The 22470-nt window shown below is 33.7% G+C and carries 19 protein-coding genes; 7 read left to right on the forward strand and 12 right to left on the reverse strand.

Features of this window, described 5'->3' with window-relative positions:
- Positions 1-78 precede the first annotated feature (78 nt).
- Complete coding sequence (locus MTX13_RS08145) at positions 79-423, reverse strand: DUF6249 domain-containing protein (protein WP_250434046.1); 345 nt, start codon at positions 421-423, stop codon at positions 79-81.
- Between the two features lie 139 nt (positions 424-562).
- Here MTX13_RS08145 and MTX13_RS08150 point away from each other — a divergent pair, with 139 nt between their 5' ends.
- Both MTX13_RS08150 and MTX13_RS08155 read left to right on the forward strand, forming a co-directional pair.
- Positions 563-1153, forward strand: coding sequence for an RNA polymerase sigma factor (locus MTX13_RS08150; RefSeq protein ID WP_250434546.1), 591 nt, complete (start codon positions 563-565; stop codon positions 1151-1153).
- On the forward strand, positions 1134-1547 hold the full coding sequence (locus tag MTX13_RS08155) for a hypothetical protein (protein WP_250434048.1): 414 nt from the start codon (positions 1134-1136) through the stop codon (positions 1545-1547). The genes MTX13_RS08150 and MTX13_RS08155 overlap by 20 nt, the downstream gene beginning before the upstream one ends.
- A 1-nt stretch (position 1548) precedes the next feature.
- On the opposite strand, the gene MTX13_RS08160 is transcribed toward MTX13_RS08155, so the two are convergent.
- From MTX13_RS08160 to MTX13_RS08185, 6 genes are all read right to left on the reverse strand, one after another.
- The gene (locus MTX13_RS08160; protein ID WP_250434050.1) at positions 1549-2790 is read right to left on the reverse strand and encodes a DEAD/DEAH box helicase; all 1242 of its coding nucleotides are present in this window, start codon (positions 2788-2790) and stop codon (positions 1549-1551) included.
- A 109-nt stretch (positions 2791-2899) separates the two neighbouring features.
- On the reverse strand, positions 2900-3532 hold the full coding sequence (locus MTX13_RS08165; RefSeq protein WP_250434052.1) for an outer membrane beta-barrel protein: 633 nt from the start codon (positions 3530-3532) through the stop codon (positions 2900-2902).
- 246 nt (positions 3533-3778) lie between these two features.
- Positions 3779-4771, reverse strand: coding sequence for a transglutaminase domain-containing protein (locus MTX13_RS08170; protein WP_250434054.1), 993 nt, complete (start codon positions 4769-4771; stop codon positions 3779-3781).
- Positions 4772-4780: 9 nt separating this feature from the next.
- Entirely contained in the window at positions 4781-5458 is a 678-nt protein-coding gene (locus MTX13_RS08175; protein WP_250434055.1) for a carboxypeptidase-like regulatory domain-containing protein, read from the reverse strand.
- A 181-nt stretch (positions 5459-5639) separates the two neighbouring features.
- Complete coding sequence (gene htpG / locus MTX13_RS08180) at positions 5640-7550, reverse strand: molecular chaperone HtpG (RefSeq protein WP_250434057.1); 1911 nt, start codon at positions 7548-7550, stop codon at positions 5640-5642.
- 208 nt (positions 7551-7758) lie between these two features.
- Positions 7759-10203, reverse strand: a complete 2445-nt coding sequence (locus tag MTX13_RS08185; protein WP_250434058.1) for an alpha/beta hydrolase family protein — start codon at positions 10201-10203, stop codon at positions 7759-7761.
- A 166-nt stretch (positions 10204-10369) separates the two neighbouring features.
- Here MTX13_RS08185 and MTX13_RS08190 point away from each other — a divergent pair, with 166 nt between their 5' ends.
- Positions 10370-11380: a 3-oxoacyl-ACP synthase III family protein gene (locus MTX13_RS08190; protein WP_250434059.1), complete on the forward strand. Its 1011-nt coding sequence runs from the start codon at positions 10370-10372 to the stop codon at positions 11378-11380.
- Positions 11381-11686: 306 nt separating this feature from the next.
- Here MTX13_RS08190 and MTX13_RS08195 read toward each other — a convergent pair whose 3' ends face one another.
- A complete protein-coding gene (locus MTX13_RS08195) occupies positions 11687-14182 on the reverse strand; it encodes a TonB-dependent receptor domain-containing protein (RefSeq protein WP_250434060.1) in 2496 nt (831 codons plus the stop codon).
- A 108-nt stretch (positions 14183-14290) separates the two neighbouring features.
- Between MTX13_RS08195 and MTX13_RS08200 the strand changes: the two genes are divergently transcribed.
- Positions 14291-14653, forward strand: coding sequence for a CoA-binding protein (locus MTX13_RS08200; protein WP_250434061.1), 363 nt, complete (start codon positions 14291-14293; stop codon positions 14651-14653).
- Here MTX13_RS08200 and MTX13_RS08205 read toward each other — a convergent pair.
- A complete protein-coding gene (locus tag MTX13_RS08205) occupies positions 14624-16066 on the reverse strand; it encodes a sodium:solute symporter (RefSeq protein WP_250434062.1) in 1443 nt (480 codons plus the stop codon). The genes MTX13_RS08200 and MTX13_RS08205 overlap by 30 nt on opposite strands.
- 78 nt (positions 16067-16144) lie before the next feature.
- Here MTX13_RS08205 and recR point away from each other — a divergent pair, with 78 nt between their 5' ends.
- The 3 genes from recR to MTX13_RS08220 all read left to right on the forward strand — a co-directional run bounded on the left by recR (position 16145) and on the right by MTX13_RS08220 (position 19275).
- Positions 16145-16762, forward strand: coding sequence for a recombination mediator RecR (gene recR / locus MTX13_RS08210; protein ID WP_250434063.1), 618 nt, complete (start codon positions 16145-16147; stop codon positions 16760-16762).
- A 9-nt stretch (positions 16763-16771) separates the two neighbouring features.
- The gene (locus MTX13_RS08215) at positions 16772-17878 is read left to right on the forward strand and encodes a glycosyltransferase family 2 protein (RefSeq protein ID WP_250434064.1); all 1107 of its coding nucleotides are present in this window, start codon (positions 16772-16774) and stop codon (positions 17876-17878) included.
- Positions 17879-17958: 80 nt separating this feature from the next.
- Complete coding sequence (locus MTX13_RS08220) at positions 17959-19275, forward strand: dihydrolipoamide acetyltransferase family protein (protein WP_250434065.1); 1317 nt, start codon at positions 17959-17961, stop codon at positions 19273-19275.
- Positions 19276-19364: 89 nt separating this feature from the next.
- Here the strand turns inward: MTX13_RS08220 and MTX13_RS08225 are convergent, their stop codons facing one another.
- The 3 genes from MTX13_RS08225 to MTX13_RS08235 form a co-directional block, all read right to left on the reverse strand.
- Positions 19365-20357: a S41 family peptidase gene (locus MTX13_RS08225; RefSeq protein ID WP_250434067.1), complete on the reverse strand. Its 993-nt coding sequence runs from the start codon at positions 20355-20357 to the stop codon at positions 19365-19367.
- Positions 20358-20478: 121 nt separating this feature from the next.
- A complete protein-coding gene (locus MTX13_RS08230) occupies positions 20479-21285 on the reverse strand; it encodes a LytTR family transcriptional regulator DNA-binding domain-containing protein (protein ID WP_250434068.1) in 807 nt (268 codons plus the stop codon).
- A 64-nt stretch (positions 21286-21349) separates the two neighbouring features.
- Entirely contained in the window at positions 21350-22432 is a 1083-nt protein-coding gene (locus MTX13_RS08235) for an NADH:flavin oxidoreductase (RefSeq protein ID WP_250434069.1), read from the reverse strand.
- Between the last annotated feature and the right edge of the window lie 38 nt (positions 22433-22470).

The following is a 22470-nucleotide window of genomic DNA, read 5'->3' on the forward strand; positions in this document are numbered from 1 at the left end:
AAAGACTTCAATTAACAAACAAAAAAAGCCGTAATTATAATAACTACGGCTAAAAGAAGTGTTGTAAATTGTAGTTGGTTATTCTTTATCTAAATTTTTAGTTAAGTTAAAGCCTATGAATAAACCTACACCTGCTGTAAAGAAAACAGTGGCGGGATATACATCTTCTCCTAAAGTGGTATAGTTATATAATATGGATGCTATAAATACACCTAATCCAATACCCATTAGCAAAAGGGCTAAATTTAAAATTAGGACTTTCCAAATAGGAGCGGTTTGTTGTTTACCTTTCATGAAAATAGTGGCATCTACACCTTTTTCAATTAAAGCAAGGCGCTCTTTATTTCGTGTTGAAAAATACAAGTAGAATACACCAAATATTGCACCGAAAATGATTGGTATGATTATTAGTTCTGATCCCATAATTGTTTGTTTTTAATTGATTACTTTTAATGTGTTCATAGCTTATGACGACACTTTTACAATTATGGTTACAACTTTATCACAATTTTTTTCATTTTTCTCTGTAACCCAAGAGCAAACCATGTCGTCTAAAAATCAGATGACCACCAACAACGATAACATAGTCATAGAAAATGTGATAGCTGGAGACACAAATGCCTTTGCTATATTGGTGGAACGTTATAAGGACTTGGTGTTTACTTTAGCATTACAAATGCTAAAAAATAGAGAAGAGGCAGAGGAGGTTTCGCAAGATGCCTTTATAAAAGTATATAAATCGTTATCGAAATTTAAAGGTGATTCTAAATTTTCAACTTGGGTTTACCGAGTAACTTATAACACCTGTTTAGATCGATTAAAGAAAAACAAACGACAACAAAATACAGTTGCCATAGATGAATTTACAGAGCATCATATAAAAACGTTGGATAATGCTTTAGAATCCATGGAACGTGAAGAGAAACAAACAGCTATTAAAAGGTGTTTGGAGTTATTACCTAGTGAGGACAGTTTTTTAATGACATTATATTATTTTGATGAGCAATCTTTAGATGAGATATCTAAAATAACTGGTTTGACAGCTAATAATGTTAAAGTTAAACTCTTTAGAAGCAGAAAAAAACTAGGTTCAATTTTTATGCAACAATTAGAACCCGAAATTATTGAAGTTTATGGAAAAGCATTTAAATAAAAAGTTAGAAGAAATTACAGACAGATTGATGCGTGGAGTAGAAGTTGAAAATCCGTCTTCAGATTTCACAGCAACAATAATGCAAGAAATACTTGAGTTGGAAGCAAGTAAAACTACACGTTACAGGCCACTTATTTCTAAACCGGTTTGGGCAGTTTTATCACTAATTTTGGTTTTAACAACAGTATATTTAGCTTTAAACAGTACTGATTCTAACACAAGCTGGTTAAACAGTATAGATTTTTATACGTTGACCAATAATAAAGTAACCAACGCGTTTTCATCTATATCCTTATCTAAAACGCTAGTTTATGCTATAGGGTTATTTGGTATTATGTTATGTGTGCAAATTCCGTTTTTAAAGCATCATTTTGATAAACGCTTTCAGGTTTAGTTTAGTACCAACGTCTTTTTTTCTTTTTTGAAGCTTTGCTTTTACGGCCTTTTTTATGTTTGCTTTTTGAGTCTTTGGATTTGTGAACAATAGCTTTTGCTTTTGGATCTAAAGGGTAAGGGTGATTTTCCTCAATAGGAATTTCTTTTTGAATGAATTGTTGAATGGTTTTAACATAATTTTTTTCGTCAGCGGAGCATAGCGAATATGCTATTCCGTTTTGTCCTGCACGGCCAGTTCTTCCAATTCTATGGACATAAGTTTCAGGAATGTTGGGTAAATCAAAGTTGATAACGACATCCAATTCGCTTATATCAATACCTCTAGCAGCTACATCTGTGGCTATTAAAATATCTACAACACCATTTTTAAACTTTTTTAGTGCTTCTTGTCTATCGGTTTGCGATTTATCGCCATGTATAGTGTCTACTTTGTAACCGTTTTTAATAAGTGCGGTTTCTAATTTGTTAACTCCAAATTTTGTGCGTCTAAAAATAAGGATATTGCCTCTTATGGTATTTCGGAGTAAATGTAAACACAATTCCATTTTATTGCGCTTTGGCACATAATATAAGTGCTGGTCTACTGTTTTTGCAGCTGTTGAACTTGCTGAAATTTCAACACGTTCAGGCGATTTTAAGATGGAATTAGCCAATTGTTCAACTTTAAAAGGCATGGTAGCAGAAAACAATACTATTTGTTTATTTTTTGGGCAAAGGGTTTCAATTGTTCTAACGTCATCAATAAAACCCATATCCAGCATAAGATCAGCTTCATCTAACACAAGTATTTCTACCTGATCTAAATCTACAAAACCTTGCTTTTGTAAATCAATTAACCTACCCGGAGTTGCCACGAGTATATCAACACCTTTTGTTAAAACATCAATTTGAGGTTTGTCTGAAATGCCACCAAAAATAACTGTTGTCCTTAAATTGGTATGTCTGCCATAGGCTTTAAAATTATTGCCAATTTGTAGCGCTAATTCACGTGTAGGACTCACAATTAAAGCTTTAATTATCTTACCACCTTTAGGAGCATCTTGCTTTTTGAATAATAGCTGTAGTATAGGTAAGGCAAAAGCAGCCGTTTTACCAGTACCCGTTTGGGCAGTAACTATAATATCTTTTTTGTCTAATACTTTTGGAATGGCTTTCAGCTGAACTTCAGTAGGCTGCGAATACCCCTGTTCTTCAATTGATTTTAAAAGGGGATTAATGAGTTGTAAGTCTTTAAATGACATGAATTAGTATTTGTAACAAAGATATATCAATTTTAAACTTTGTTAGTCTTCATCATTAAGAATGAAAAGAAATAAAAAAGGCATCTCAATCAAGATGCCTTTTAAAATTTTAAAAGTCCAGTATAAATATTAGACCTATAGTATTTAAATTTTTTAGACGTTGTTCGTCATTAAGAACTTGTCCGTTATTAGTTTCAAATTTTGAAAAATCAGATTGACCGCTATAATTTAAACCGGCACTAAAACAGTCTCCAAATTTATACAAAAAGCCAAGGCCTAATTGAAAGCCAAAATTCCAGCCTTCGTAAACATCTTCTACTCTAAAGCTGTTATAGGTATATTCATCTTTATAAATGGTTTGGGCATAAGGGCCTAAATGGGCAATAAATTTAAAATTATCAGCCACAAAACAATCAAACGTTACCAAAAGAGGGATTTTAATAAGTACACGTTCGTGGTAAAAGTTTCCGGCATAATTAAAAGCATTACCAGTTAAGCTAGTGTATGCTCCTCCAGTGGCTAGACCTACTTTTTCGCTTAATTTGTAATTAAACACAAGTTCTGCAGAATTAGCATTGACATTGTAGTTAGGTTGGGAATCACTATCCATAATACCATAACCAATGCCACCAAAGGCCATAACGCTAAATTTCGATTCTTTTTTTTCGGTCTCATCTTGAGCTTGCGCAAAAGTGAAAGCTAAAAACGTAGTTAACAATAAGATTACATTCAATTTTTTCATAAGGCATTCTTTTTAAATAAATAGTTAATATTTCTTTTTAAAGTAGTTGGTTGCCAAAAATGTAATTGTTAGTGATGCTAAGATACGTAATAAAAATAACACCTTATTTGTTGAGACTATTAATACTCTATTAGAGAATTAGTAAAATTTATAATAAAAAACCACTTCGGTTAGGCAGTGGTTTTTTCGATTCTGAAACCTATAAGAATAACCAAACTATTTAATAATAACTCAATCGTACGTTATTTATGAAACTTGTATTACGTAGGTGGCTACTATATCATTATTGATTTTTAAGTGTACATCATAAAGTCCTTTTCTTTTAAAAGTATAATCAAATGAAATTGTACCATTTTCATTTTTTAAGTTGGAAACTTCAAATGTAATCTCTTCTATTCCATTATACTTTATTAATGAAATTGTATGATTTGTAATTTGCTTGAGTGATTTGAAGCTGAAATCTATTTTGTGATTCCGTTTTATTGAAATGTGCATTTCATTCGGATTTATGGGAATTATTTTGTGTTTAAAAGATTCGCTATAAATTAGAGGCGAGTTTGTGAATTGTGTTGGCGTTAATGAATCGATTAACAACCATTTTTCTTGTAATGGATAATGACTCTTTGAAAAAAGGATTGGATCTGTTAAAAAATAGCCATCGTTAAAATCACTCATAAAAGTATTTCCAATTGTATAGCCACTAGACCATGTCGCGTCACATAAATACCATTTGTCATTTAATTTTACAGCATTCCATGAATGATTGGCTATTTCAAGTTTGTTTACATTGGAAGTTATGGATCTGCCATATCCATTAATTATTTCACATTCTATATTAGCAAAAAGGCATAATTCTTTAATTAAATAGGCATACCCCGTGCACATTGTTTTCTTGTCTTTGAGTAACGTGCCAAACACAGTTTTTAAGTATTGATTATTCCACTTTATGAACTTTAGGCTATCATTTTGATATTTCCTCTTTTTTTTGAAAATTGTATTTTCTTGGTTTATATCTGCTTTAATGTTTTTACAAACCCAAGTATAAATAGCTCTAAATTTTTCTACATCAGTTTGTAATTTATGAGTTAGGTTATAAGATAGATTGGGTAAGTGGTCTAAACTTGCTCCTTTATTAATTTTTGCCATATGATCAGCTAATGTAAAATCAACAGATTCAAAGTCAGAGACTTGAGCAAACGTGAAATTGACAAAAAATAGGGCTAGAATAATGAATTTCATTAGAAAAATTTATTTCGATTTATAAATTCCTTTTGTAGCAACTTTTCCCATGACTACAAATTCTAAAGCATCCATATTGACTTCCATTTGAATTTTAGTTTTTGAATTCTGACTGTTAATTATAATTTCACGTGTTTCATAACCTAAAAAACTAAAGCTCAAAACGTCACCTTTATTTAGCTTTTCAGGGAATTTAAACTCACCATCAAAATTAGTTTGAGTACCATTTGTAGTGCCTTTCTGAATAATATTTACACCTGGAAGTGGTAAACCATTTTCGTCCAAAACAGTTCCTTTAACTTCAATTTCATTCTCTTGAGATACGTCATTGATATTTGAAGGGTCTTGGTTAGAAGCATCATTTTGTTTTTGAAGTTCTTGTGAATAGCTATTACTGAATGAAAACAATGTTAAACAAGCCAATCCAATACTACTTATAAAGCTTAACGTTCTATTTTTTTTAGGTGTTTTGTTATAAGTTGTTAATTGATTGCTGTTAAATCTTCCACAAGTATTGTTTTTATTTTTATTCTTGAAAAAAGTAATAATCTCTTTGGAGTTCATTGAAGTAAAGTCTACAACTTCTTTATTACAAGAGTCACAAAAACCACCCATTTCTGTCGGTCTAAAAGTGTTGAAGTTTTCTAAACACGGTTTTTTAATGTCTAAACTGAATTGATTTTTCATAATGGTTATATTATTTATATAGCAAACCTATCAATTAGATGGTTTAAAGAAAATCAAGTATTAGACTAGGGTGCTTTTCAATGAGTAAATAATGCAGTCTGGTTAGGGAATAAAAAAACCACCTCTATTAAGAAGTGGTTTTCTAATTGTTAGATACTGAAACATATTCAGCATGACAAAATTATTTTATCATATCATAACTTCTCTTGATAAAGTTTGTTAGTTCTTCACCTTTCAGAAGCCCTTGACTTAATCTTGCCAAGTCTAAACTTTGGTTAATTAAACGCTCTTGCTTTTTGCGTGTTTTGGTATTTAAAATTTCGCCTACTAGTTCAGAGTTGGTATTCACAACCAAGTTATACATTTCTGGCATATTACCCATACCAAACATACCGCCTCCACCAGTTTGCTGCATTTCTTTCATACGACGCATAAATTCTGGTTGCGTAATCATAAATGGTGCTGCATCGCTATCCATAGTTTCTAATTGAACCATGAATTTTTCTGATGGAATGACCTCTTTTAATAATTCATCAAGATTTTTCTTTTCATCTTCAGAAAGCTTTGAGATTTTAGTATCATCTTTCTTGATTAAGTTATCAATATGATCTGCATCAACACGTGTGAATGAAATATTCTCTTTACTTCCTTCTAGCTTCTGCATAAGGTGCGAAACAATAGGAGAATCTAATAACAATACTTCATAGCCTTTAGCTTTAGCAGCCTCAATGTAGCTGTGTTGTGCATCTTTATCTGATGCATAAAGAATTACTAATTTATCATCTTTATCGGTTTGTTTTGCTTTAATGGCATTGAACAACTCATCATAAGTAAAATACTTGCCATCAACCGTTGGGTATAAAGCAAAAGCATCAGCTTTTTCAAAGAATTTTTCTTCAGAAAGCATACCGTATTCAATCACAATTTTAATGTCATCCCATTTCTTCTCGAAATCTTCACGATTGTTATTGAACAGTGATTTTAACTTGTCGGCTACCTTACGGGTAATGTAAGATGAAATCTTCTTAACGGCTCCATCAGCTTGCAGGTAACTGCGCGAAACGTTTAATGGAATATCTGGTGAATCAATCACACCACGTAGCATAGTCAAAAATTCTGGGACAATTCCTTCAACATTATCTGTTACAAAAACCTGATTTTGATACAATTGGATTTTATCGCGTTGAATATTTAAATCGTTCGTCATTTTTGGGAAGTATAAAATCCCAGTCAAATTGAACGGATAATCTACATTTAAGTGAATGTGGAATAAAGGCTCCTCAAACTGCATCGGGTAGAGCTCGCGGTAGAAATTATTATAATCTTCATCTTTTAAATCCGTTGGTTGTTTGGTCCAAGCCGGATTTGGATTATTGATGATATTGTCAACCGTGATTTTTTTATGTGGCTCGGTAGTCTCTTTACCGTCTTTATCTGTTGTTTTTTTAGGCGTGAAATCTGGATCATTTATCTCCTTGGTTCCAAATTTAATTGGAACAGGCATAAACTTGTTATACTTCACCAATAACTCACGGATACGGGATTCTTCTAAAAACTCTTTATCATCTTCTGTAATATGAAGAATAATTTCAGTACCACGCTCTGTTTTTTCAACCGGTTCTAAAGTAAATTCAGGAGATCCATCGCAAGTCCAATGCGCAGCTGGCTCGTCTTTGTAAGATTTCGTGATGATTTCTACTTTATTCGCTACCATGAAAGCCGAATAGAAACCTAAACCAAAATGACCAATAATTCCAGAATCTTTGGCAGCATCCTTGTACTTGTCCAAGAATTCTTCAGCGCCAGAAAAAGCCACTTGGTTGATGTATTTTTCAACCTCTTCAGCAGTCATACCAATTCCTTGGTCTATAATGTGAAGCTTTTTACCTTCTTTATCAATTTTAATTTCTATCTGCGGATTGCCATAGTCCACTTTGGCTTCGCCAATACTGGTTAAGTGCTTCAGTTTTAAGGTAGCATCTGTAGCATTACTAATTAACTCACGTAGAAATATTTCGTGGTCACTGTATAAGAATTTTTTAATGAGCGGGAAGATGTTTTCTACCGAAACATTAATATTTCCTTTTGTCATGATTTGTTATTTTATTTTGTCACCTCGAGCGCAGTCGAGAGGTCTTTTAGTTCTCGACTACGCTCGAACAGACAGATTAATTAAATATTTGTTCTGCAAACAGAATAGACAAAAAAAGTACCAAGACAAAAAATGTGACAAACTGACATTTCAAGCAAAAAAAGCACCCTTCGATTGAAGGGTGCTTTGATAAATTTAAATCGAGAACTTAATTCTTTATAGATTCTTCAGGCGTTTTAACCTCTGCTTTGTTTTTCACATGTTGTTCTAACCATTGATCTTGCTCCCATAGCATGTGCATGATTGATTCTTTGGCGGCATAACCATGACTCTCTTTTGGCAGCATAACTAATCGCACTGGAGCGCCTAATCCTTTTAAAGCATTGAAGTAGCGTTCACTTTGTAGAGGATAGGTTCCCGAATTATTATCAGCTTCACCATGGATTAGCAGCAAAGGTGTTTTCATAGTATCTGCATGCATAAATGGCGACATGTTGTAATAAATCTCTGGTGCTTCCCAATAGTTACGTTCTTCGCTTTGAAAACCAAAAGGCGTCAATGTTCTATTGTAGGCACCACTTCTGGCAATACCAGCAGCAAATAAATTGGAATGTGATAATAGATTTGCCGTCATAAACGCACCGTAACTATGTCCGCCAACAGCAACGCGATCTCGGTCTATATAACCCATATTATCAACAGCGTCAATAGCTGCTTTGCCATTGGCAACCAATTGTTTAATAAAACTGTCGTTTGGTTCTTCGTCACCCTCACCTACAATCGGAAAAGACGCGTCATCCAAAACCACATAGCCACGAGTTACCCAATAAATTGGAGAACCGTAATAAGGGTACGTAAATTCATTGGAGCTTGATGTATTTTGACCTGCACTGTTTTTGTCTTTATACTCTCGAGGATAAGCCCACATAATCATCGGGTACTTTTTGCCTGCTTCGTAATTGGTTGGTAAATACAGAGTGGCGCTTAAGTCTAAACCATCATCACGTTTGTAGTTTATTACTTGCTTTTCAACATCTTGAATGCTTTTAAACGGATTTTCAAATTGCGTTAAAGGGATTAACCCGATACGTTTTTTTATGTTTCTAATGTAATAGTTAGGATATTCGTTTTTCGATTCTATACGAACAACAAATTCACCTTTTTTGGCATCTAAAGCGCTTGATATGTCTTCAACTTTATCAGTAAGTTGCGATTGATATAAGCGATTGGTTTTTTTGGTTTCTAAATCCAATTCATCTACAAATGGAAATTTACCCTCTTTGCTGTAACCATCACCAATTAAATAGACTTTATTGTCATCCAATTCTAAAACATACTCGTTAAATGCGTTTTTAGAAGTAACAAAACTACCTGGATCGCTGTAACGATCTTGATAATTTCTATCGAAAAGAATCTTTGCTTCCTGATTCGGGTTTGAAGGATTAAACACGTAAGTTCTTGTGTTTCTGGTGTTCCACCAATAATCGTAAGCTAAAGCTGTGTTGTCATTTCCCCAAATAATTCCGCTAAACCTATCCTTGGTTTTTAAAATGGATTTCGCTAGTCCATCAAATGGCGCATCTTGCTGGAACACTTCATCGCGATAAGGAACTTCGTTGGCAGGGTCGCCACCATCTAGTACTTCAGCCCAAACTAATGTAGCTGGTTTGTCATCACGCCAGGTAAAATTACGTTTACCTTTGCGCTCTGCCATAAAGCCTTTTGGTAAATCTTCAATTAAAGGAACTTCTAGAACAGTCTTAACCTTATCACCATTACTTTTATAAATGGTTGAAGCAGATGGAAATCTATAATAGGGAACTAAATATGAAAATGGTTTTTTAATAGTTGTTATCATAACATATTCACCATTAGGCGAAAATGATAAACCACGATACATATCGCTTTCTTTCCACACCGATTTTGAACCATCTAAATTAACTTTGTAAATAACGGATTGCGCCAATTGCTCAAAATTGTGCTCGTCATTCTTGTTTTTCAGTAAATCTTGATAGGTTCTATTTTGGGCTTTTACACCGGCTTCGCTTACGGAAACTGTTGGTCCCGTTGGAACAGCTTCTTTAGTATTGATAAGAGGCTTTCTAGTATCAGGTAGCATTTTAACCAGCATGGCTTTACTGTCTTTAAACCAAGTTACAGGGTTTCCCATATTGGCATTTAAGTTGGCATCGGTTATTTTTTTAGCGGAAGCATTTAGAATATCCAATAACCAAAGTTCAGCACCATTAGACACCGTATTGGTAAATGTCATAAACTTTTGATCTGGCGACCATGAAAAATTAGCAAAACGGCCATTATCTGGCATGCCTGAAATATTCTTTGGATCACCACTTTTACCATTTCTAACTTTTACGTCGGTGTAGTAACGCGTTCTACTGCCTATATTGGTAACAGGGTTTATTCGTAAACCGCCTAAACGTAATTCGGTTTCAGAAAGTTCTTCAATAGTTTTGTAGTTACTGCGGTATAGAAACACAATGTTCTCCCCTTTACTATCCATACGAATACTAGGAGCCAAAGGTGCTTCAGCTAATTCTAAAATATTTTGATGAGGTTTTTGATAGGTCAGGTTTTCTTGCGAAAAACCAAAGGATAAACAAAGAAATAAACAGAGTGTAAAAATGTATTTCATGACATTGAATTTTAATTAGAGCCCTAAAGATACTTAAAATGCTCCTGCTAAAAAGTTAAGAAAACTTAAATCTTATTTGTTATGCATGCATAACGATTGCAATTGACATTTGAAATCAATTAGACCGTAAATAGTTAAATTGCGGGACTTACTTTAAACATTGCCTATGTATAATTCAAAGATAATTGGGTTGGGATATTATGTTCCTGACAATGTGGTTACGAATGATGATTTGTCTAAAATAATGGATACCAGTGACGAGTGGATTCAGGAACGTACAGGTATTCAAGAGCGTCGTTGGGTGAAACCAAATTCTGGAGAAACAACGGCTAGTATGGGAGTAGAAGCAGCCAAAATAGCTATAGATCGTGCCGGAATTGATAAAGATGATATAGATTTTATTGTTTTCGCTACTTTAAGCCCTGATATGTACTTTCCAGGACCAGGTGTTCAGGTTCAACATGCTTTGGATATAAAAACCGTTGGTGCATTGGATGTTAGAAACCAATGCTCGGGTTTTGTCTACGGTCTGTCGGTTGCTGACAATTTTATTAAAACAGGCATGTATAAAAATGTATTGGTAATAGGTAGTGAGTTACATTCTCATGGCTTAGATAAAACAACTAGAGGGCGAGGTGTGTCGGTGATTTTTGGAGATGGAGCAGGAGCTGCGGTTTTAACTCGTGAAGAAGATACATCTAAAGGCATTTTATCTACACATCTACACTCACAGGGTGAGCATGCTGAAGAATTGGTGTTGGTAGCACCTGGAATGGGCAAACGTTGGGTAAATGATATCATTGCAGATAATGACCCTAATGATGAAAGTTATTTTCCTTATATGAATGGACAATTTGTATTTAAAAATGCCGTGGTTCGATTTAGCGAGGTGATTATGGAAGGGCTTATGACAAATAAACTTCAAGTTGAGGACATTGATATGTTGATACCGCATCAAGCTAACTTGAGAATTGCGCAATTTATACAGAAGAAATTTAAACTTTCAGATGACCAAGTATTCAATAATATACAGAAGTATGGCAATACCACAGCAGCTTCCATTCCAATTGCTTTAACCGAAGCTTGGGAACAAGGTAAAATCAAAGAAGATGATACAGTTGTGCTGGCTGCTTTTGGAAGTGGCTTTACTTGGGGCAGTGTGATTATTAAATGGTAATAAATTCTTGAAATGCATGAATAAATATAAAAAAAACCCGAGGCAAGTCTGCTCCGGGTTTTTTCGCTATTAACCAATTTTAACTAACACTAACCGCGAGAAGTTCACAGTTATATTACTTAAAAACTTATCACTTATTTATATAGACGTAAAAAGTTTATTTTTATTTCATATAGAACTGTATTTAACGATGATTTAACACTTGGTAAGTAAAAACCCAAGGCAGTGACACCCTGGGTTTTCTAATTTAATAACCAAAACATTAACACTAACCATCAACTATTATGTTAGGCTATTAAATATATTTTACATAAATCCGCCACTACCTGACTTTTCGTTGTTGTCGCGGTTTTTGCGTTGAAGCGCTCTATATTTATTTCCTCCAAAACGATAAGAAATGTTTATATTCCATGTATTGCTTTCCCAATTAAATCCGCCAACAGATGGTACTGGATTTTCACCTTCAAATTCAAAAGCCATGGTATTAAAAATATCGTTGTAGTTAAAACTTACTGTAGCTCTATTGTCTTCCAAGAAGCTATATCTTATTCCTGTATTTACGAAGTACATAGGCTTTCTGGTAAATTGAATACCTTCCTCTTCACCTCTATACATGGCAAAAAGTGATAGGTCCAAATTTTTAACCACTTTAAAGTTGTTGAATATTCTAAAATTCCAAATAATATTATCTGCTGTAACTTGATCAACTATAATATCGTCTTCGGTAGGGTCTACACCAGGAGGTGCAATTACACGCTCGGTAAACCCTTTTTGCTGTCTGTAATACAAATCGAAACTGGTGTTAAAATTCCACCATTTCGTTGGTCTGTAATTACTAGATAGTTCTACACCATAGGCTGATGTGTTATCGAAATTTTCAAAAGTTAAAATGTATTTATTGAAATCTAATCGGTCAACAAAAACGGCTCTATTAATCTCATCCTCAATTAATCTGTAAAAAACTCCAGCAGTAATTGATCCTTTTTCAAGGTTACGAATGTAATTAGCTTCAATAGAGTTAGTGAACTGTGGCTCCAATTCAGGATTTCCAACATTGGATAACAAAGGTGTGCTCCACTCTCGTATAGGGTTAACTTGCCCAACACCTGGTCTGTCTACACGTCTGCTGTAACTTAATTGATAGGTGTTCTTATCACTAGGAGTGTAGGTTAAAAAGGCAGATGGGTAAAATTGTATATAATCGTTTTCAAATGGATTAACCTCTGTTTCATTTTCTAAAAAATTAGTAGCAATAGCATCTACAGTTACTGTTTCTGCTCTTACACCTAATTGATAACTCCATTTTTCCTTTGATTTTCCATAAGTAACATAAGCCGAGTAAATATCTCTTTTATAATCGAAATATGTTGAAGGTGTTGGTCTAAACTCATCGCCATTGTTAGCAATATCGTCTTGATCAGGGTTTGGAGAAAGCCCTGTTGATTTATAATCAACTGTAGTATCATAAAGTCGGGCTTCAAGTCCTGCTTCCAGTTTAGTTTCGTCGTTTAGAGGGTTTACATAATCAATATTTACGATGGTTTGGGCACGATCTGTGTTTACATAATCTTCATAGTTTGGCGGGAAGGCGATGTTGATAAAATCGAAGTTAGCATCTTCTTCTTGATTAAAATCGCTGTAATCAATTTCAATATCCAGCTTTTCACCTTCTTTTTTAAAGTCATGTTTGTAGGCTAAATTATATTGTGAAGAAATGTTGTCAATAGTGTTGTTGAACAATTGGCGTTCGGTTGGACCATTGTCATAAACCACATCTGTCGTGCCATCATTTTTTCCATCAAAAACATTTTGATTGGTAAAAAAGGAAATGGTGTTGTTGTCATTTAAATAATAGTCAAGCCCTACTTTAAACAAATGCGATTTACCGTTTCTATCTGTATTGAATATCTGATTGGAGGTATTGTCAGGTCTATAAATGTTTCCATAGCTATTATTAGACCCAACGTTATTGCCGTAATTCCCAAATAGATTTACTTTGCCATTACGATAGTTCATGTCAATAGAGCTATTAAAACGCGCGTTGATTTCTTTGGTAAGACCAAAATTTACATTTCCGTTAAACCCAATGTTGGTGTTTTTGTAAAGGATTATATTAATAATACCACTCATGCCTTCAGGGTTATATTTTGCTGAAGGATTTGTTATGAGCTCTATTTGCTTGATTGATGTAGAAGGTATTTGACGAAGTAATTGCGCTATAGGAACATTAGATAATGTGCCATCTATCATTACACGTACATTTTCATTACCACGCAAGCTAATGTTTCCCGTTTGTTGGTCTACACTAACCGAAGGAATATTGTTCATAATATCAGAAGCTGTTGCTCCAGCAGTTGTTAAGTCTTTACCAACATTAACTACTTTTCTGTCTACTTTTTGTTGAATTGTTGATACTTCTGCTACAATGGTAACTTCATCTAAACCTGTTGCTTCTTCTTCAAGAGTCAAGGTGCCTAAATCAATATCTTTAATATCTTGGTTAATGGATATCGATCGGTCTATTGTTTTATATCCTATAAACTGTATGGTTACAACATACTTTCCGCCAGGTATTTTTTGAATATAAAATTTTCCATCGTTATCTGTAATTGTTCCATTAATCGTTTCACCAGCTTCACTTTTTAAAATAACGGTAACATAAGGTAAGGGTTGGTTTAAAGTAGCGTCTATTATTGTACCTGTAATGCTTCCTTTAACAAGAATGGGAACGTTACTTACAGAAGTTTGTGCTTGCGCAAATAGAGTTAATAATAACAAGCATACTGTTAATAGCTTTTTCATCTGATTGGTTGTCTTTTGATTGATGTTTTATTTTTGTTATTATTATTACAGACGTCTATTTTTGCTGCTTGTTACTCTTTTTAACATTACTTAACAACACTTTAACACATGAGTAGAAAAACACTAGTATTTGGTGCATCTTTAAAACCTAACAGATATTCTCATTATGCCATTCAGCGCTTGGTAGCAAATAAGCACGAGGTTGTTGCTTTTGGAATGAAATCTGGAGATGTTTCTGGAGTAACAATAGACACGGAATTAATGGGTTATAATAATATAGATACTGTTACATTGTATTTAAATCCTAAACGGCAAGAAGCTTACTACAATTATATAATAGGCTTGAACCCAAAGCGTGTCATTTTCAATCCAGGAACGGAAAACCCTGCATTTTATAAATTATTGCGAGAGAATAACATTGATTTTGAAGAAGCTTGTACGTTAGTGTTGTTGTCTACGAATCAGTATTAAACCTAAATAGGTCAAAAACCCATTTAGTATAAGAATAAAGAAACCAAATTCAAATCCAAACCATTTTGAACTGTTCACACTAATAATATAGGAAAGGATTGGTGAGAGAATCGCAATTACCGGAACCCATTTGTCTTTTACTTGCCATTTACTAAACAAACCATAAGCATATAGGCCTAATAGTGGGCCATAGGTATAACCTGCAAACACAAAAAGTTTGGCAATAACACTGGCATCTTTAATAATGTATTTAAAGGCAATGATTACCAGAATTAAAATTAGGGAAATAAATACATGAATACGTTTTCTAATACGAACCTGTTTTTCGGCATTGTGTTTTTTTTCAATATCTAAAATATCAATACTGAATGATGTGGTTAAAGAGGTTAATGCCGAATCGGCACTACTGTATGCTGCTGCAATTAATCCGAGTAAGAAAAATACAAAAACACCAATACCTAAATGGTTTTTTGCTAGAATGGGGAACAAATCATCTTTATGGGCATCAATACCATTTTGTTGCGCATAAACCGTTAGAAGTAAACCTAAACTTAAGAATACAAAATTCACAATAGTCAATACAATAGTAAACCAAAACATGTTTTTTTGTGCATCTTTCAGTGTTCTGCAGGTCAAGTTTTTTTGCATCATATCTTGGTCTAAACCTGTCATGACTATGGCTATAAAAGCACCGGAAATAAATTGCTTCCAGAAATAATTACTAGATTTAAAATCATCAAAAAAGAAGGTCTTACTTAAATCACTATCTAAAACAAAACTGAAAATATTACTACCACTTAAACCTAATTCATCGCCTACAAAATAAATGGTAACACCAACGACAATAAGCATAAAAAGGGTCTGTAAGGTGTCTGTCCAAACAATAGTTTTGATACCTGATTTAAAAGTGTACAGCCAAATTAGCAAAACTGTAATGGTAACCGTTTGCCAAAATTCTATGCCTAATTCATCAAACAAAATGATTTGTAGAACATTGGCAACTAAATACAATCTGAAACTTGCTCCTATTACTCGCGATATAAGAAAGAAGGAAGCACCTGTTTTATAAGAGTAGTTTCCGAAACGTGTTTCCAAATAGGTGTAAATGGAAGTTAAATTTAACCTATAATATAACGGGAGTAGAACCAACCCAATAACCAGATAGCCCACAATATAACCTAATACAACCTGCATATAGCTAAACTGCGAAGCTTCAATCCAACCGGGAACAGAAATAAAGGTCACGCCTGATAAAGAGGCGCCAATCATTCCAAATGCTACTACATACCAAGGCGATTGTCTGTTACCTTTAAAAAAAGCATCATTGCCAGATTTTTTTCCAGTAAAAAACGATATCAGTATCAGCAAGCCAAAGTAGGCGACAATGAGTAAAATAATCTGCGTTGGATTCATAAAAAAATATTGTAGAGCCAAAATACAAATTACCATTGTATATACAATTCTTAAATGTAAAATCGTAAATTCGCAGCAATGGAATTTTCATCAAAATTATTGGAACGTGCCGTAAACGAAATGTCGCAATTACCAGGAATTGGTAAACGCACAGCTTTACGTTTGGTGTTGCATTTGCTGAGGCAGCCCGAGAATCAGACCAATCAATTGGCAGATGCATTGAAAACCATGCGATCAGAAATTAATTTCTGTAAAAGCTGTCACAACATTAGCGATACTGCGGTTTGCGAAATTTGTTCAAACCCAAATAGAACGGATGAAATCATTTGCGTAGTTGAAGATATTCGTGATGTAATGGCTATTGAAAATACCAGTTCATTTCGTGGACTCTATCATGTCTTGGGTGGAAAAATTTCACCAATGGATGGTATTGGGCCCAACGATTTGAATATTGAAACGTTGGTTGAAAAGGTAAAGTCAGGTAAAGTTAAAGAACTCATTTTTGCTTTAGGTTCTACCATGGAAGGCGATACCACAAACTTCTATATTTATAGGCAGATTCAGGATTACAATGTCGTAACATCAACAATAGCACGAGGTATTTCAGTAGGAAACGAACTGGAGTATACCGATGAGGTGACTTTGGGAAGAAGCATCATTAACCGCATTCCTTTTGAAGCTTCCTTAAAATCTTAAATATATCATTTGAAACTATCTGTCGTCATACTAAACTATAACGTGCGTTACTTTTTGGAGTTATGTTTAAAAAGTGTAGAAGCTGCCATAGTTGATTTAGATGCCGAAATTATAGTTGTAGATAATAACTCGTCTGATGACAGTTGCCAAATGGTAAAAACTACATTCCCTGAAGTTGTTTTAATTGAAAACAAAAACAACGATGGGTTTTCAAAAGGAAACAATTTGGGTGTCGCTCAAGCTAAAGGCGAATATATCTGTATTTTAAATCCAGATACCGTTGTGGCCGAAAACACCTTTTCCACATTATTACAGTTTATCAAACAGCAGGATAATCCAGGAATTGTAGGTTGTCGCTTGATTGATGGAACAGGGCATTTTTTACCAGAAAGTAAGCGTAATATCCCAAAACCTAAAGTGGCACTAAAAAAGCTGTTGGGTAATCCGTATGACTATTATGCCAATCAAGTTGATGAGTTTGGTATTGGTGAAGTTCCGGTTTTTGTTGGTGCTTTTATGTTTATGGAAAAAGCGGTTTATGAAGCTGTAGGTGGATTCGATGAAGATTACTTTATGTATGGGGAAGATGTAGACATTTCCTATAAAGTTTTAAAAGCTGGCTATAAAAACTACTATAATGGTACGACCAGTATTATACATTATAAAGGAGAGAGTACTTTAAAGGACGTAAAATATGCCAAACGTTTTTATGGTGCTATGCAAATTTTTTACAAAAAGCATTTTAAAAGTAATTGGCTGTTCAACACTATAGTTTGGTTTGGAATAAAAGCAGCTTACGTGCTACGTTCAGAACCTAAACAACAAGAAAAACGGGTTGACACCTTTTTAGTGTTGTCCAAACGGATTTGCGATTTTTTAATACCATTTTTAGATAAACCCGTTGAAGTGGTTTCTGAATTACCAGATTTAAAACCGTATACCGAAATTATTTTTGATGCCCATACGTTCAGTTACAAATCCATTATAGAACTGATTGATAATTATAAGACGCAACGTACCATTTCCTTCAAAATACTGCCAAATAATGCGCATTTCATGATTGGTAGTAATAGCTCCAAGTGTAGAGGTGAAATCATGTTGTTTGAAAAGAATTAATTAACAAAACTGCAATCAATTCGATGATTTTTCATTAATTTTGCAGTCGTAATTTAAAAAAACAGCGTTCCATTACAGATATGGCAAAATTTGAATTAAAACTCCCAAAAATGGGAGAGAGTGTAGCAGAAGCAACCATTACTTCTTGGTTAAAAGAAGTAGGCGAAACTATTGAAGCAGACGAAGCGGTTTTAGAAATAGCAACCGATAAGGTGGATAGCGAAGTGCCGAGTGAGGTTGAAGGTGTTTTAGTTGAAAAACTTTTTGATGTTGACGATGTGGTACAGGTAGGGCAAACAATTGCCGTTATCGAAACCGAAGGTGAAGCTAGTGTTTCTACATCACAACCAGAATCTGCTAAAACAGAATCTGTACCAGAAACGCCAGCTGTAGCTGAAGTTGAGAAAACAGTAGTGGCAGCTCAAGAAACAGCAGCTCCTATTGTATCTTCTGGTGACCGTTTTTATTCACCTTTAGTTAGAAATATCGCAAAAAAAGAAGGTATTTCTCAAAGTGAATTAGATGCCATGCCAGGAACCGGTAAAGATGGACGCGTTACCAAAAATGATATTCTTGCTTATTTAGATAACAGAGGAGGTCAACCTGTTGCGACTCCGAGTACAGTTGAGAAGTCTCAACCAGCTCAACAAACCGAAAAGCCAAAAGCAGCACCAGTTGTAGCTTCTGGTGATGACGAAATTATTGAAATGACCAGAATGGGCAAATTGATTGCGCATCATATGGTGGAATCGGTTCAAACTTCGGCACATGTACAGAGTTTTATAGAAGCCGATGTTACCAAAATCTGGAACTGGCGTAATAAGGTTAAAAAAGAATTTGCGCAACGCGAAGGAGAAAACCTAACCTTTACACCAATATTCATGGAAGCTGTAGCCAAAGCACTACGCGATTATCCTATGATGAATATTTCGGTTCAAGGAGATAGCATCATTAAGAAAAAACATATTAACCTAGGTATGGCAGCAGCCTTGCCAGATGGTAATTTAATTGTACCTGTTATAAAAGATGCAGACCAGTTAAACTTGGTAGGTATGACAAAAAAGGTAAACGATTTAGCTAATAGAGCCAGACAAAACCAATTAAAACCAGACGATATTCAAGGCGGAACATATACAGTTACCAATGTAGGAACCTTTGGCAGTATTATGGGAACACCAATTATTAATCAACCGCAAGTAGGTATTTTAGCACTTGGTGCTATTAGAAAAGTACCTGCTGTTGTAGAAACACCTGAAGGCGATTTTATTGGTATTCGTTACCGTATGTTTATGTCACATTCGTATGACCACAGAGTAGTGAATGGTGCATTAGGTGGTCAGTTTGTAAAAGCAGTTAAAGATTATTTAGAAGCTTGGGATCCGAATAGAGAGATTTAATGAGTTCCTTAGTTGGTAGGAATCTAATATAGGAAAAAGCACAATCTACAGATTGTGCTTTTTCTTTTTTTTAAATCTTTATTGATAATTTATTCCTGATTAATAATATTTAAAACATATTCCATTGCCCTTTTTGGATGTACTTCAATGTCAGGTTTAACGCCAATCTTATCGATTTTTTTTCCATCAGAAGTATAATAATCTGCTATTGGTACAAATACAGAATAATCATCGTTAACTGGAAATGTGTGCCCACTCAACATAGCGCCATTAGAGGTTTCGCCAACTAATGTTGCAATATTTGTCTTTTGCACAAGGTCAATTAATGGCTCGCAGGCACTTGCAGTATTATAATCTATTAAAATATATACTTTGCCTTGATAGATTGGTCTATTATGTCCTGGTATTATCGTTCTAAATGCAGCTTCATTCACGAACATTTTGCGAATTCCAGTATAAGTAAAATCTTGAAGTAAAGGCATTTTAGAAACTTGACTTTGAGTTGGTAAAGAATTTGATTTTTCAAACCATTTGCGTGTTAAGTAGTAACCTGCATCAATTGTATTTTGTGTCAAGAATTGACCTAATATCACAGGAGCATCTAGTGATCCACCTGTATTACCTCTTAAGTCTATTATTAAATTCTCAAATTTATCTGTTCCAATTTCTTGAACGGCTTGCATCATAGGTTCGCCACTAACAATAAATGAGCTTATTTTTAAATATGCAGTTTTATTATCTAAAGCTTTCCAAGTAATTGGCAAATTTTGTTCTGATTTAGTTGCCTTACTTGTTGATTTGTTTTTTTTAATTAATTGAAAATGTGAAAATGGTAAGTTTTTTCTACCTAAATCAAAGGCAATATAAAAGTCTTCTTCATTTAGGTTTAGTATTTCGTTTGAATACATGTGATTTTTGAATGTAATGAAGTCTTCATGCTTTAACCATTCTGGATTCGCTATTTGAGATTCTAGAGTTTTGAATACTTGATTTAATAGTTCAATTCGTTCATTCTCTAATTGGTTATTTAGCGGATTAATTAAAACTAACGATGTAAATAATGTAATAATAATTGTTTTCATTTTTATGTGTTTTATTGTTTTGTTGGTACAAATAAATGGTGCATAAGAATACCTGCAAAACTATAGTGATGATGCTGAAAATAATTATTTGAAATTGAAGATTTAGGGCTAAAATTGAATTTTAGGGACGATTTTGAAGGTACTTTTTAACGCCTAAAAAGTGTTTTGACGAAATAGGAATATCGGCATCGATATAACTAAGCTTTATTGTTCCTTTTCTTGTATTTCCTGCAATACCTGTAATAAAAGATGGATTAATAATAAACGATCTATGTATTTGCTGTCCTCGAGGAATCTCTTTGATAAGGTTTGATAAGGTTGACCGAATGACTTGTTTTTCAAGCGTGTTTTGTGAAAGAAAATAAATATCAACATAGTTTGATTGGGCTTGAGCCATTATAAAGTCTTTTTCTAAAAACTTAATTTGCTCGTTGCTATTACTTCCTTTAATTACAATTTTATTATCACTTTCTGAAGAGGTGGATTTTATTTCAATTTTACTAAATCTAAATCTCAAATATGCCCAAATTGGAATGAATATTGGAGCAAAGGGAACACTAAAAGATTTAGACCAATTTAAAATTTCATTTAAGTGAATTTTAAACCCATTTACTAATATAGTATTGTAAAAATATGATACAATTGTTATTAAAATAAAACCTAATAAAAGAATAAAAACTTCTTGTAAAACGTTCCATTTACGGTTTGCGTATCCATACCATAAATTCTCGAGTAAGTGTAAAAATAATATAGGTATAATTATGCAGAATGAATATCCAAATAGCTTAAGATTTTTATAAGGTATATCAGTAGTATAGGTATCAAATGGCTGTAAAAAAATTAGAATAAAGACCACCATCATGGATAGTATTATACTTATAAAAATGGTATGAATCCAATTTGATGTATAGCCAATTGATCTTTTCAATTCCATATAATTCTTTCAAGTGATAAATTTAATAAATAATGGTAATTTCAATTGAATTAAAAAATTAATGTTTAGCAACAAACCCATCCCATCTGCGCATATAATCAATAAAAGTATTACTCAAACCTTCAGATTTTAAATAGCTTTCTGAAACAGGATTTTCAATAGGTTTAAAGTTTGGGTTTTCAATCACACGTTTTGGGAAATCATGATGTAAAATACCAGAACGACCTGTGGTTACAAAATCTACTCCAGAATCTAATACGTTTTGCACATCATCACCAGTTCTAATATTTCCAGCAACTGTTAGCTTCACGTTTTTAAAATTCAAATCGGTAATATGTTGTAACAATGATTTATCAGAATCTGGATACTCTTCAGGTTTTTTAAAACAATCCCAAAGCGAAAGATCTAAAAAGTCAATATTATAATCATCAATTAATTGTTGACTGATAACTTTTATTTCAGACAATTTCATGCCAAAACGTTCTGGTGATAATCGTACGCCTAGTAAAAATTCTTTTCCACAGGCTGCTCGAATACCTTCAACAATTTCAAAAAGTAAACGAGATCGATTTTCTAATGAACCACCATATCGATCTTTACGTTTATTTATAGTATCACTTAAAAACTGCGTTAAAATATAACCATGAGCACCATGAACTTCAACACCATTATAGCCACATTTTTGCGCACGAATGGCAGCTTGAATAAAATCGTCTTTAAGTTGATGTACTTCATCTAAAGTCAAAGCTCTAGCGTTATGTTTTTCACTATCCGAAGGGCAAACTGCTTGTTGTTTTATGACTTCAAAAGGTGAGCGCATACCAGCATGATGCAGTTGAATAACAGCCAAACTCCCATAACTCTTAATTTTAGAGGCTAGCTTGGTATGACCTTCAATTAAATCATCTGAAAAAATGCCCAATTGTCCAGAGAATCCTTTTCCAATTTCTTGAACGTGAGAGGCACAGGTCATAACCAATCCAAAACCACCTTGGGCTCGCATAGCAAGCCAATGGTATTCGTCATCAGATAACTTACCGTTTTCATGACTTTGTTGGTTGGTAAGTGGTGCCAACATAAAGCGGTTTTTCATTTGGAGTCCGCAGTTAAAATTTAAAACATCAGAATAGTGATTATTCATTTATCAAAATATTAGAATTTTATTAATGGCTGTAATAA

The sequence above is a fragment of the Hanstruepera flava genome (assembly GCF_023634025.1).
Lineage (GTDB): Bacteria > Bacteroidota > Bacteroidia > Flavobacteriales > Flavobacteriaceae > Hanstruepera > Hanstruepera flava.